The sequence below is a fragment of the Actinomadura sp. 9N215 genome (assembly GCF_044326345.1).
Taxonomy (GTDB): domain Bacteria; phylum Actinomycetota; class Actinomycetes; order Streptosporangiales; family Streptosporangiaceae; genus Spirillospora.
On the sequence record NZ_JBIRBA010000020.1, the window covers coordinates 1 to 12,913 of the forward strand.

The 12,913-nt window shown below is 73.5% G+C and carries 12 protein-coding genes; 5 read left to right on the forward strand and 7 right to left on the reverse strand.

Features of this window, described 5'->3' with window-relative positions:
• Nucleotides 1-256: 256 nt before the first annotated feature.
• Entirely contained in the window at nt 257-994 is a 738-nt protein-coding gene (locus tag ACH34T_RS28850) for a maleylpyruvate isomerase family mycothiol-dependent enzyme (RefSeq protein WP_396024073.1), read from the forward strand.
• A gap of 28 nt (nt 995-1,022) precedes the next feature.
• Here ACH34T_RS28850 and ACH34T_RS28855 read toward each other — a convergent pair whose 3' ends face one another.
• The 3 genes from ACH34T_RS28855 to ACH34T_RS28865 are packed head-to-tail and all read right to left on the reverse strand — an operon-like array spanning nt 1,023 to nt 5,063.
• Complete coding sequence (locus tag ACH34T_RS28855) at nt 1,023-1,676, reverse strand: DUF1361 domain-containing protein (RefSeq protein ID WP_396024074.1); 654 nt, start codon at nt 1,674-1,676, stop codon at nt 1,023-1,025.
• An 8-nt stretch (nt 1,677-1,684) separates the two neighbouring features.
• Nucleotides 1,685-4,489, reverse strand: coding sequence for an ATP-binding protein (locus ACH34T_RS28860; protein WP_396024075.1), 2,805 nt, complete (start codon nt 4,487-4,489; stop codon nt 1,685-1,687).
• A gap of 1 nt (nt 4,490) precedes the next feature.
• Nucleotides 4,491-5,063 carry an exonuclease gene (locus tag ACH34T_RS28865; protein WP_396024076.1) on the reverse strand — a complete coding sequence of 191 codons (573 nt, stop codon included), beginning with the start codon at nt 5,061-5,063 and terminating at the stop codon, nt 4,491-4,493.
• Between the two features lie 245 nt (nt 5,064-5,308).
• On the opposite strand from ACH34T_RS28865, the gene ACH34T_RS28870 reads away from it, so the two are divergent.
• Entirely contained in the window at nt 5,309-7,486 is a 2,178-nt protein-coding gene (locus ACH34T_RS28870; protein ID WP_396024077.1) for a hypothetical protein, read from the forward strand.
• A 10-nt stretch (nt 7,487-7,496) separates the two neighbouring features.
• On the opposite strand, the gene ACH34T_RS28875 is transcribed toward ACH34T_RS28870, so the two are convergent.
• From ACH34T_RS28875 to ACH34T_RS28890, 4 genes are all read right to left on the reverse strand, one after another.
• The gene (locus ACH34T_RS28875) at nt 7,497-8,603 is read right to left on the reverse strand and encodes a DUF2510 domain-containing protein (RefSeq protein WP_396024078.1); all 1,107 of its coding nucleotides are present in this window, start codon (nt 8,601-8,603) and stop codon (nt 7,497-7,499) included.
• 68 nt (nt 8,604-8,671) lie between these two features.
• Nucleotides 8,672-9,070, reverse strand: coding sequence for a hypothetical protein (locus ACH34T_RS28880; RefSeq protein ID WP_396024079.1), 399 nt, complete (start codon nt 9,068-9,070; stop codon nt 8,672-8,674).
• Between the two features lie 116 nt (nt 9,071-9,186).
• On the reverse strand, nt 9,187-9,534 hold the full coding sequence (locus ACH34T_RS28885) for a DUF6191 domain-containing protein (protein ID WP_396024080.1): 348 nt from the start codon (nt 9,532-9,534) through the stop codon (nt 9,187-9,189).
• A 45-nt stretch (nt 9,535-9,579) separates the two neighbouring features.
• The gene (locus ACH34T_RS28890) at nt 9,580-10,113 is read right to left on the reverse strand and encodes a pyridoxamine 5'-phosphate oxidase family protein (protein WP_396024081.1); all 534 of its coding nucleotides are present in this window, start codon (nt 10,111-10,113) and stop codon (nt 9,580-9,582) included.
• Between the two features lie 103 nt (nt 10,114-10,216).
• On the opposite strand from ACH34T_RS28890, the gene ACH34T_RS28895 reads away from it, so the two are divergent.
• From ACH34T_RS28895 to ACH34T_RS28905, 3 genes are read left to right on the forward strand one after another with little or no spacing between them, the layout of a single operon-like run.
• Nucleotides 10,217-11,038 carry a Nif3-like dinuclear metal center hexameric protein gene (locus ACH34T_RS28895; RefSeq protein ID WP_396024082.1) on the forward strand — a complete coding sequence of 274 codons (822 nt, stop codon included), beginning with the start codon at nt 10,217-10,219 and terminating at the stop codon, nt 11,036-11,038.
• Nucleotides 11,035-11,778 carry a zinc ribbon domain-containing protein gene (locus ACH34T_RS28900; protein ID WP_396024083.1) on the forward strand — a complete coding sequence of 248 codons (744 nt, stop codon included), beginning with the start codon at nt 11,035-11,037 and terminating at the stop codon, nt 11,776-11,778. The genes ACH34T_RS28895 and ACH34T_RS28900 overlap by 4 nt, the downstream gene beginning before the upstream one ends.
• Complete coding sequence (locus ACH34T_RS28905; RefSeq protein ID WP_396024084.1) at nt 11,775-12,911, forward strand: bifunctional RNase H/acid phosphatase; 1,137 nt, start codon at nt 11,775-11,777, stop codon at nt 12,909-12,911. Before ACH34T_RS28900 ends, ACH34T_RS28905 begins: the two co-directional genes overlap by 4 nt.
• Nucleotides 12,912-12,913 lie beyond the last annotated feature (2 nt).

Here is a 12,913-nt window from a genome sequence, read left to right on the forward strand (position 1 = left end):
CTGGAAGCGGCCCTGGACGCCGGTGCCCTGGGCGGCCGGACGATAGGCGCCTGCGTCGCCGCCCTGGCGCCCGCGTCCGCCGTCCCCGCCATCCGCAAGCGGATCACGGCCCGCCTCGCCCCCGCCGTCCGCCGCCCGCCCCGCTACCTGATCGCGGGATGACCGCCCCGCCACCAGATCCCGATATCAGCGGCATAGCCGGTTTTGACGGGCGCGAGAACGCCCCATGCCGAACGAGATTCGGTACGCTGGCGGGATGGCGGACATACTCGACGATCTCGCCGCGGAGTACCGGCAGCTCGACGCGATGCTGGAGGCGCTGACCCCGGAGCAATGGTCCCGGCCGTCGGGCGCGGACGGGTGGAGCGTCTCCGACGTCGTCCTGCACCTGGCGCAGACCGAGGAGATCATCACCGATCCGTCCATCGGGGAGGGGGTGGCCTTCCTGTCGCCGGAGCCGGAGACGACCATGGACGGCGTCGCCGACGCCATGGTCGCCGCCGAGCGCGGGACGGCGCCCGGAGACCTGCTGGCGCGCTGGCGCAAGGCCGCCTTCGCCACCCCGGAGGCCTTGCGCGCCCATCCTCCGGGGACGCGCCTGTCCTGGGTGCGGATGTCGCTGTCACCCCGCACCCTGGCCACGACCAGGCTCGCCGAGCACTGGGCCCACGCGCAGGACATCGCCGTCCCGCTGGGCATCCCGTACCCCGACACCGACCGGATCCGCCACGTGGCGTGGCTGGCGCACCGGACGCTGGCGTACGCGTTCGCCCTCGACGGGCTCCCGGACGTCCCGGTCTTCTGCGACCTCACCGCCCCGTACGGGACGCGCTGGACCTTCGGCGACCCGGCCGCCCCCACGAGGATCACCGGCCTGGCCTCGGAGTTCTGCCGTCTCGGCGCCCGCCGCCTCACGCCCGAGGAGACCGGCCTCGTCGCCGAGGGCCCGCACGGCGCCGACGCGCTCCGCGTCGTCCGCAACTACGCCGCCTGACGCCCCGGCGCCCCCCGACCGGGGGCGGTCAGGACGTCAGGGTAGCGCGGAGGCGGCGGGCGCTCCTGACGGTGGCGTCGAAGGACGCCTCGGCGATCGCCCTGGTCATGAAGTGGCAGAGCCAGGTGACCATGAACGTTCCGCCGATCAGGATGGGCGCCCAGGTCCAGGTCAGGTGGACGACGATCCGCTCGACGGTGGCGTGCGGGTCGACGACCGGTTCCCAGCTGTTGAGGCGGGCCCAGCGGCCGAGGAAGACGCCGATGGCGCAGACGGCGTGCGCGGCGATCGTGACGCGGCCCTGCCAGGCGCCGAGGCCGAGGCGGGCGAGGTGGCGCAGCGCGGCGCCGAGGGCCAGGTAGTAGGCCAGGAAGCCGGAGCCGACGAACAGCGCGTAGACGGGCAGGATGACGCTGACGACGGGCCCGCCGCGGTCGGCCTGCACGATGTCGCCGCGGAGATGGACCAGGTCGGTCACGACGTACGGGGCGTTCGGCAAGAAAAGAACGAAAAGAACAAGCCCGGCCCACCAGAAGGGCGAGCGGGAGAGCTGCCGGCCGCGGAAGAGCGCCCAGGCCAGTGCCACCGGGATCCAGGCCAGAAGGGTGTTCCAGCCCATCCACCAGGCGTCACGCCGGAGAACGTCGATCAGATTCGGTGCCGCATGCTCCAAGACCCCCATGATTCACATCATGCATGAGAATCGGCGTCCGGTGTGGTAGTGGCGGTGAGGTAGGCGCCGAGCAGGCCGTCCACATTGCCGAAGCGGGACGTCGCTTCGCGCAAGCGCTCAGGCCAGTCGGTATCGGTACGGACCGCGCCCACGGCCGTTTCTATCGCCGATGGGTTTCCTCCCCACAGCGCGTTGTTGCGGGCGTTCAGGTCGCGTTGGTCGCGGTCCCACCAGGCGGTGACGTGACCGAGTTGGTCGGAGAGAGTGTCACCGGGAATGGCTCTCCTGTAGCGGGACGCCCATTCTTCGCTACGGGGATGCCTGCCCGCGTCAGGCGACACATGGTGCGCTTGCTGGAGTTCCTCTAGGACGAGGCACCAGCGATAGGGGACCGCGAAGTATTCGGTCTCGTCGTCCGCGCAGTGGAGTCCGTGAAAGACGACCGTGAGATGGTCGGCGAGTCGCGCGGGTGCGCCACGGGCGGCGACGGCGGCGTCCACCGCATGGGAGAGCGCGCAGTCACGGAGCCGCGTGGGCAGGTCTTCGTCGTCCAGTACGGGGTCGTTCAGTCGCGGTGGGCCCCAGCCGGTCAGGTGGGCCGCCGCGGCCAGTTCCGCCCACAGGACCAGTTCGGGACGGTCGGCCACAGCGCGCTGGGCGTTGCGCATGTCGCGGAGGGTGCAGGGCGTGTCTCGGCAGTCCGCCCCGCAGGTGCTGCTCCGGGGGCTCACAAGCGCGCGCGGGGACGCGACCGGCGCGGCGGCGTTCTCCAGATGTGAGCCGTCCGGCATGCGGATCAGGTGCGGGTAGTCCATGCCGTCGGCGAACACGGCGCCCTCGCCGGGCGTGAGCGTCACCAGGAACCGCGACTGCGCGTCGGTGATGTTCATGGTGGCGCCGACCGCGTCCCGGTCGTCCTTCGCCGGCAGCCGGTGGACGATCTTGACGGCGGTGTTCTTGATGACGTCCGGGACCAGCTTGGACGGGATCTGCTCCGCCACGATCAGCCCCTCCCCGTACGCGCGGATCTCCGCGAGGAGGCTCGCGAACGTCTCGACGGCGTGGGACGCGGGGCCCGCCTGCTCGCTGCGGCGCAGCAGCCGGTGCGCCTCCTCGAACACGGTCAGGTGGCGCAGCCCGGGCGCGGCGCCGGCGCGCTGCCGCATCCGCAGGTGCTCGACCAGCCTGACCAGGACGGTTCCCATCAGGAACGCCTTGTCGCGGTCGTCCCCGACGTCCTCGATCTCCAGCACGACGTCGCGCGCGAGGAGCTCGTCGAAGTCGATCGGATGGCCGCCCTCGAAGAACCGCCCGGTCGTGCCGAGCCGCAGGCTGGACAGCCGAACCCGGATGAACCCGCGCACGTTGTCGGTGATCTCCTGGCCGTAGCCGATCTCGGTGACGACCTGCTCGGCGGCGTCCTGCAGATCGGCGAGCGCGGGGTAGCGCGGCGGCTCCGCCAGGCCGCCGGACGACCCTCCGGCGACCGCTCCGGACGGCTCGCCCAGCGCCAGATCCCAGCCGAGCCGCTCGTAGCAGCGGGTCAGCGCCGCCGACAGGACCTGCGGGAACGGCTCCTCGGCGTCGAACGCCGCGAGGAACAGCGCCCGGACGAGGTCGGCGTGGGTCTGCAGCGGGAACGGCCGCCCGTCCGGGCCCCGCGCCGGTTCGAGCGGGTTGATCCCGGCGGCGATCGCCTCCGTGTCCCCGGGCCGGATCGTGATCACCTCGGCGTCCGGGAGCCGCGCGGCCATCAGCCGGTACTCCGCCTTCGCCGGCTCGACGACCAGCCACGGCAGCCCGGCCCGCGACGCCGCCGTCAGCAGCGACCGGACGGTCTGCGACTTGCCCGCGCCGGTCGCGCCGCACACGAACGTGTGCCGGTTCAGGCTGGACAGCGGCACCGACAGCGGCCCGACGTCGCGGCGGTCGCGGTCCAGGACCCGGCCCAGCGGGACGCCGTCGCCGGTCGGCTCGGGCGTCACGTCGAACTCGGGCCGCATCACGAACCGGACCCCGGCGACCTCCCGGACGGGCGGCCGCGCGACCGCCGCCACCAGCTGCGTGCTCGCCTCGAACGGGCCCGGCGCGCCCGGGACCAGCGCATACGGCAGCCGGTTCAGGTCGGTCGACGCGCACACCAGCGCCGCCACGCGGGCGGCCGCCCGCGGCGACTCCGCGCCCGCCATCAGGTGCACCCGCCACAGCCCGGACGTCGCCGCCCGGCGCAGCTCGCGATGCCGCCGCTCCATCCGGACGGCCGTGACCGCATCCTCCGGAGACAGCTCCGCCATCGACTGGGCGCGCTGCTGCCGGTCGGCCAGATCGTCGGCGAGCCGTCCGGCCTCGTCCGGTCGCACGGGCTCGGCCACCAGCATCCAGGCGAACGGCCGCATCCACACGGAGAGGAGACCGTCCTCCAGGGACGGCCTCGCGGGTTCTTCCGGCGTGTCGCCGTCGACGAGCAGGCCGTCCGCGATGGCGCCGATGCTCACCCAGTGCGCCATGGAGTTCTCGGCGATCCCGTCCGGGAGCATCACGCCGTGCCCTCCGGCCGGGAGGCTGAGCGTCGCGGACGGTCCGTCGCGGTCGGCGAGGAGACCGCCGCCGCCGACGAACACCTCCGTCGGCCCGAACGGCCCGGCGCGCCGCCAGCCGACGAGCACCGGGTCCTCGCCCGCGTGGTACGCCGACACGAGCGCGGCGAGCCGCTGGTCGCGCCACCCGTCGCGGCCGTCCGCCCCTTCGCGCCCGTCCGTTCCGTCCGGGCGGGGGACCTCCAGCAGGCGGCAGACCGGCAGGCCGCGCACCACGTCCCACATGTCAGCCGTCCCAGCGCATCAGATTCTGGAACAGTTCCGCCTGTTCCATCGCGTCGTCCAGCGCGTTATGGGTGTGCGGACGGCCGGACAGCAGCGCGCCAGGCATCTGCCGCTTCGTCGACTGGGCGACCATCGCCCTGGCCTTCGCCGCGTAAAGGGTCTTGATGTCGAGGTGGCGGGAATGGCCGAACGGCGAACGCGACGTGTACCGGAGCCAATACCAGTACAGCCACATCCAGTCATAGGCGAGCGGATACGCCACCAGCACCGGCAGGGCGCCGCCCGCCACCTGCTTGACCCATGCGGCCGCGTCGCGCATCGCCTTCTCCGGGTCGAGGCCTTCGCGTCGCAGCCGATCCCGGTCCAGGCCGCTCACCGCCAGCGCTTCCGGGACGAAATCGTCGCCGATCGGTTTCAGTTCGGCGTAGAAGGTGCGCTCGGCCGGGTCGGACGCCGTGAACTCCGTGCCGTCGAACGTCCCGCACGCCACCATCCCGAAACTGAGCATCGAGTACGGGCCGGGAATCGGCCCGTCCGCCTCGACGTCGACTGAGAAATAGGTCTCGACCGTCATTTCTTTCCGCGCCCCTCGTCCGCCGGCTCGATCACCGTCCGGTCATCTTCGCGCAGCCCCGCGTCCGCGTCGCGGCGATCGGCGGTGGACGGCGAAACCCCACGGCCGGCGCCCGGCCCACCCGCGCGGACGGCCTGACAAGTCCGCTGTCAATCTGCTTGGGTGGTTTGCGCATCGCCGCGCACCGGCCCCGCGTACGCGTGACGATCGACCCGGGACCCGAGCAGAACGGGGAGTTCAGCGTCGTGAGGGGTGAACCCGTCGAGCACGGAGGGCCGCGGTCACGCGTCGGGCGGCTCTTCAGCCCCGACCCCCGGCTCGGCTGGGTGTTCCGGGACCGCTGGTGGTTCCTGCGCCCCTTCCCCGAGGTCCCGCCGCGGCAGCGGGCGCTGCCGGAGTATCTGGCCCGCCGCGTCGCGGAGACCGAGCGGCTCGCGCGGCGCCACCGGACCCGGACGCTGCCGCTCAGCCTGGGCGCCGGCGCGCTCCTGGCGGTGTTGGCCGCCGGCGGGGCCGCCGCCTCCGCGATCCCGGGCGCCGTCCCGCTCGCGTTACTGCTGCTCGCCGCCCTCGCCATGGCCCCGGGCGCGGCGATGACGGTGTGGGCCGTCCGGCAGCGGCGGAACGCCCGCGAGGCCCACGAGCTCGCCCAGCGGCAGAACGCGACCGGATACCAGGATCAGGCCCGCCAGTGGCAGGCGCGCAAGCAGGCGCACGAATCCGCCGAGCGCGCGCGGCTGGACGGGCTGCCCGAATGGGGCGCGGCCCCGCGTCCCGCCCACCGCCTCGACGTGTTCGGCGGGACGCTCTGGGCGTGGGAGGCGCTGCTCACCACGTACGGGACGTCCACCCTCGCCGTCCAGCCGCTGCTGGTGCTGGACCTGTCCCGGGAGGTCGTCAGCCGGGAACTGGTCGAGCTGTCGCGCGAGACCCGGATGGGGGTGGACGCGCAGCTGCTGCCGAGCCGCCAGGCGTCGTCCAGCCTGCTGACCGACCTGTCGACGCAGGACCTCGTCGACGCGATCGTCGAGTCCATGCACGGCGGCGCCCCGGACGCCGCCCGCGCCGAACGCAGCATGGACGACCGGATCCTGACCAAGGTCTGCGACGCCCTCGGCGACGACGTCACCCTCGGCCGGATCGCCGCGGCGCTCCGCGCGCTGATGGGCGAACCCGACGACGGGGACGCCCTGACGCGCGACGAGCGGCGGCGCATCGCGAGCGAGCTGTTCACCGTCGAGTACCGCCGCCAGGCGCACGCGAACCTGTCGCGGATCGAGTCGTACGTCCACCCGCTGGAGAACCTCGGCACCCAGCCGGGCGCGGCGGGCGCGGGCTACCTGACCTGCATCGCGCTGGACAGCCAGGCCCGCAACGTGAGGTCCGAGCTGCTCACCGACCTGATCGTGCAGTGGGTCACGCACCGCGTCACCGCGTCGCGGGAGTCGACGCCCGCCCTCGTCGTCGCCGGCGCCGACGAGCTGGCCCGCCGCCATCTGGAACGGCTGTCGGACGCGTGCGAGCGGCGCGGCGTCCCGCTGACCCTGCTGTTCCGGCGGCTGCGCGAGACGTCCGCGGAGCTGATCGGCGGCGGCGCCGTCGCGTTCATGCGGCTCGGCAACCACGAGGACGCCGCCCGCGCCGCCGACTTCATCGGACGCGACCACCGCTTCGTCCTGTCGCAGATCACCAAGAACATCGGCGGAAACGAGTCGCACACGTCGACCGGCACCGAGGGCGAGACCGACACGGAGACCCTGAGCACGAGCCGCACGACGGGCACGTCCAGCAATTGGGGGACGAGCCGATCGTCCGGCACGAGCCACTCGGGCGGCGAGCTGTTCGGAATGTTCCCCGACCGCTCCACCTCCCACCAGCGCGGCGGCAACCGGGGCGGCGGCACCAGCACCAGCGACACCGCGGGGACCGCGACCTCCACGTCCCGGAACTGGTCGGCCGCCTACGCCTACGCCGAAGGCACCAACTGGAGCGACGCCGACACGACGCAACGCGTGTACGAGTACGCCGTCGAGCCCGTCACCCTCCAGCACCTTCCCGACCACGCGCTGCTGCTCGTCCAGTCGGCGCCCGGCGGCGGACGCACCATCACGCCCGTCGAATGCGACCCGTCCATCATCACGCTGGAGCGCGTCACCACCGGCCCGCTCCCGGAGCCGCCGCCCGTCCCGCGGCGGCCCGCCATCCCCGGCCCGGACGCGACCGCCCAGCCCGCGCCATGGACCGTCCCCTCGGCGCCGCAATGGTCCGCCCAGCCCGCGCCGCCCCCGCCTCGCGCGCCGCTCTCGACCGACCCGGGACCGCCGCCCGGCTCCCGGACCGGCCCCCGCGCCCCCGAGAACCCGCCGCGCCCCCCACCTGGGCGAGACGGCGGCCCGCCGCCCCTGTTCGGCGGCAGGAGCTGAACGCTCAGCCTCAGCCGAGCCGCCGGCGGATCCCCTGGGCCCGCCGGACGAGCGGCAGCGGCATCCCGTCCTCGCGATCGGCCTGCTCGATCCGGTGCTCCACCGCCGCCAGCAGATCGGCGCCCAGCCCCATCCGCACGGCGGCCGCGTCCGCCCGCGCCTCTGAACGCCCGGCGAGCAGGCGCCCCGACAACGCCGCCGCGGCCGCGACCCCGGCGGGCAACGCCACCACGATCGTGACCGCCGTCGCGACGACGGCCGCGAAGAAGGCCGGCACGAACCCGATCGGCCGGTGCCAAGCGACGGCCCGTCTCCCCATGGAAACGACCAGCGCCCACGGCGTGCGCAACACCCACCACAACAACCGGCTCGGCAACGTCACCTGCGCGCGGACGAACGCCGTCCCCGCCCGGTGCCCCAGCTCATGGGCGAGGACCGCCTCCAGCCGGACGGGAGGCAGCGACCGGGCCGCATGGGACGTGACCGCCACCGTCTTCCCGAACGGCGTGCACGCGTTCAACCCGTCCGACTCCGTGACCATCAGCCGATACGCGGCGCCGCCTGCGCGCCGCTGGGCGCCCCGCCAGGGCTGCTCCAGCCGTCCTCGTTCGTCCGCGTCCGGCTCCCGGCAGCCGTAGGCCCTCCGAGCGCCCAGCGGGACGAGCAACGAGACCGTCCACACGGCGACCGGCACGAGCCCGCCCCACCCGGGCCACACCACGTGCAACCCGACCGCGACCACCGAGACGGCAGCGGCCTCCAAGACCACGACCAGCCCGACCGACATCCCAACCCGCCGCCGCCGGAGTTCCGGGACGTCCGGCCCCGCCGCCGTCCGTCCCGGAGGCAGGACCCGCTGGGCCGCCCCGTCCTCCCGCAGCCAAGGCCCTCCAGACCGAGCATCCGCACCATCCCCCGCCACGACCTGCGCCCCCGCCCGCTGCAGCGGCGCGGGCCAGGGGGGTTCGGGGGTGCCGGGCGGGGGCGGGGGAGTGGTGCGGTGGCGGCGGGAGCGGGGTTCGTAGCGGCGGGATTCGTCCGTCCAGGTGTGTCCGTCCCAGTAGCGCTCGCGGCCCATCCACTCTGGATCGGGGTACCACCCAGGTGGTGCGCTCACCGGACTCCGCCTCCCGCCAACGTCTGGTCAAGGCTTGCGCACGCCGCGACTCAGCGTCAACGGGACGGTCACAGCTTGGGGGTGAAGGGACGGCGATGGGCGGGGTCGTCCGGCTCGGCGAGGCCGCGCAGGGCGGTCTCGACGAGCTCGATGCCCTGGAGGAGGGCGACGAGGCGGGCGCCCTCGCGGCGGTAGGTGTCCAGGACGGACTCGACGCCGTGCGGCGGGACGACGTCGCCGAGGTCGACGCGGGCGGTGCGGAAGCCCTCGCGGGCCGCCTCGACGGACGCGGCGACGTGGTGGCGGGCCATGCGGGCGAGGGCGATGGGGTAGCGGCGCAGGACGCCGTAGCGCCGGTACTCGGGCGGGACGAGCTCGAGCAGCCAGGTCAGCGCGGTGTCCTCGAATCGGTCGGAGCCCGGTGGATGCACCTGCGAGGGCCAGCCGGGCGGAACGTAGGTGCTCACAACGGAAGGATAACCCGGATTCGAACGAATGTTCGAACAGACTTTCGGTGCGCGCCCTTCGTCTCCGGCGGGTCCGCGCGGGCCGGACGCCCGCGGACGCGCCGGAGGAGTGATCTTCAGTCCGGCGGCGGGGCGCGGCGGATGCGGATCTTGCCGGAGTCGAGGTCGTCGCGGGAGCTGCCCGACCCCGTCTGCTCGTGGTCGTCCTGGCGGAGCAGCTTCTGCCGCTCCTGCTCCTCGACCTTGATCTTCTTCGAGCCCTCGAACACGGACGCGAGGTCCTCGAACATGCCGCCGCCGAAGCCCGCGCCGGTCTTGCCGTCGCCGCGGATGGCTCCCATCATGGTCGACTTGCCCGTCCCGTCACGGGGCCACTCGACGGTCTCCTGCTCGGCCGGCTCGGACGGGCGGTTGCCCATGGCGCGGCCCTTGACGCGCTTGCGGCGGCGAAAGGGTGGCTTCACACACTCTCCAACGCGATGAGTCTCCAGAATGATCCCGGCGGGCGTTCAGGTGACGAACGACCACCGGGTGGGAGATCCGGTGAAGTCTCCCTGGCGGAGCCCGAACACCCGCTGTGGCCGTACCGCGACGGTCGCGTTGACCTCCGGGTCCAGGAAGTCCACACGATATCGGGTGGCGTACTTGGAGTTGACCAGGTCGATGAACCGCTGCAGGTCCCGCTTCTCGGTGAGCACCTCCGCGACCCCCTCGATGACGACGGGGTCCTCGGCCTCCTCCGTGGTGACCGTCACCCGCGGGTTCGCCCGCAGGTTCGCCATCTTGCGGGACGAGGCGCTGCTGCTGAACAGGAGCGCCTCACCCGACCAGGCCCCCCACACCGGCATGGCGTGCGGGCGCCCGTCCGGCCGGACGGTGCACAGCCAGAAGTTGCGCGCGGTCAGCAGCTTCTTCTCGGCCCATGACCACGGGAGCAGGCCGCTGCCCTGGTCCGGCCCCTGGATGCCGTAACCGGGCATGTACGGACGTTCTGCGGTGGGCTCTGCGGGCTCCGGTTCCGCGGCGGCGCCGGAAGCCGACATGGCGTCTCCTCTCGATCGGTTGGCCCCCCGCCCCATCGTTCCAGACCCGGGCACCCCCGAGTGACGCTCGTTGGGGGCGGCCGGGCGCGGTAGCCTGCGGGACGTGCGCCTTTCCCATGTCATCGAGGTTCTTGAGGAGTTGTATCCGCCGTCGTGGGCGGAGCCCTGGGACGCCGTCGGGCTCGTCTGCGGCGACCCCGGCCAGGAGGTCGGCCGGGTGCTGTTCGCCGTCGATCCGGTGGCCGCCGTGGCGGACGAGGCGCTCGAATGGGACGCCGATCTGGTGGTGACGCACCATCCGCTGCTGTTGCGCGGGGTGCACTCGGTGGCCGCGACGACGCCGAAGGGACGCCTCCTCCACCGGTTGATCACGAACGGGGTGGCGCTGCACACCGCGCACACCAACGCCGACCGGGCCGATCCCGGAGTGTCGGACGCGCTGGCGCGGGCGGTCGGCCTCGCCGGACAGTTGCGTCCGATGGTCCCCGCCGACGACGATCCGCGCCGCGGCCTCGGCCGGATCGGGGAACTGGACGCGCCGGTCACGCTGCGGGAGTTCACCGGACGGGTGGCCGCCGGGCTGCCGTCCACGGCCTGGGGCGTCCGCGCGGCGGGGGATCCGGACCGTCCCGTCCGCACCGTCGCCGTGTGCGGGGGCGCGGGCGACTCGCTGCTCGACACCGCGCGGGCCGCCGGCGTCGACGTGTACCTCACCGCCGACCTGCGGCACCACCCGGCGTCGGAGTTCGCCGAGCACGGCGGCCCGGCGCTGGTGGACGCCGCGCACTGGGCGACGGAATGGCCCTGGCTCGCCGACGCCGGACGGCGCCTGGCCGCGGCCTCCCCCGAAGCGGGCAAGTTGGAGACCCGGGTGTCCACGCTCGTCACCGACGCGTGGCGCCTCCACGACGAAGGAGCACTGTGAAAGCCGCACCGCAAGCCCAGCTTCGCCTGCTCGACCTGCAGGACCTCGACGCCTCGCTGGACCGGCTGGCCCACCGCCGCCGGACGCTGCCCGAGCTGGCGGACATCGAGCGCCTCGAAGGTCGCCTGACCGAGGTGCGCGACGCGATCGTGGCGGCCGAGACGGAGGTCGGCGACCTGGAGCGGGAGCAGAAGAAGGCCGAGCAGGACGTCGACCAGGTCCGCACCCGCGCCGACCGGGACCAGAAGCGCCTCGACTCCGGGCAGGTGGCGTCCGCGAAGGACCTCGGCAGCCTGCAGGCGGAGATCGAGTCGCTGCAGCGCCGCCAGTCCGACCTGGAGGAGGTCGTGCTGGAGATCATGGAGCGGACGGAGGAGGCGGAGGGCAGGGTCGCGGCGCTGCGCGCCGACCAGTCCGCCGTGCGGGACGAGCTGTCCGGGCTCAGCGAGCGCCGCGACGCGTCCCTGCGGGAGATCGACGAGGAGGCCGGGACGACCAGCGCCGCGCGCACCGCCGTCGCCAAGGACGTCCCTGACGACCTGCTCGCCCTCTACGAGAAGCTGCGCGGCCAGTTCGGCGGGGTCGGGGCGGCGAAGCTGTTCCGCGGCGCGTGCCAGGGCTGCCATCTGGCGCTGAACACCGTCGACCTGAACCGGATCCGGACCGCCGCCGAGGACGAGGTGGTCCGCTGCGAGGAGTGCCGCCGAATTCTCATCCGCACACCCGAGTCGGGCCTGTGAGCTCGCGGAAGCTGGTCGTCGAGGCGGACGGCGGGTCGCGCGGCAACCCGGGTCCGGCCGGGTACGGGGCGCTCGTCCGGGACGCGGTCACCGGGGAGGTCCTCGCGGAGGTCGCCGAGTCGATCGGACACGCGACCAACAACGTGGCCGAGTACCGGGGTCTGATCGCGGGGCTGACGGCGGCGGCGCAGATCGACCCGTCCGCCCGCGTCGAGGTCCGGATGGACTCCAAGCTCGTCGTGGAGCAGATGTCGGGCCGCTGGAAGATCAAGCATCCGGACATGGTGCCGCTGGCGCTCCAGGCGCGGGACGTCGCAGACGGTCTCGGCCCGGTGTCCTACGGCTGGATCCCGCGGAACCGGAACGCGCACGCCGACCGGCTCGCGAACGAGGCCATGGACGCCGCCGCGCGCGGCGAGCACTGGGTCCGCAAGGTCGAGGAGACGCCGGGGGAGCCGGAGCCGCCGCCGTCGTCGCCCGGGCCCTCGACGTCCACGCCGTCATGGGCGCCGCCGTCGGGCACGCCGATGACGACCGTCCTGCTGCGGCACGGCGAGACGCCGCTGTCGACCGAGAAGCGATTCGCCGGGACGGGCGACGTCCCGCTCACCGCGAACGGCGTCGCCCAGGCCCGCGCCGCCGCCCTCGCCCTCAAGGACCGCGGGCTCGGCGCGATCGTCACGTCCCCGCTGTCCCGCTGCCGCGCCACGGCCGCCGAGGTCGCCGCCGTCACCGGGCTGGACGTCCGTGTCGAGGACGGCTTCCGCGAGACCGACTTCGGCGAATGGGAGGGGCTCACGTTCGCCGAGGCGGGCAAGGCGTGGCCCGCCGAGCTGAAGGCGTGGCTGGCCGACCCGGAGGTCGCGCCGCCCGGCGGGGAGAGCTTCGCGCACGCGTCCCGGCGCGTCCGCACGGCGCTGGACAAGTTGAAGGTCCGCTACCGGGAGCAGACCGTCCTGGTCGTCTCGCATGTCACGCCCATCAAACTCCTGGTGAGGGACGCCTTGGGCGCGCCCATGACGGCCCTGTACCGGATGCACCTGGACGTGGCCGCGCTGTCGTCCATCGACTGGTACGCCGACGGCCCCGCGTCGCTCCGCGCGTTCAACGACGTCCACCATCTGGAAACCTGACC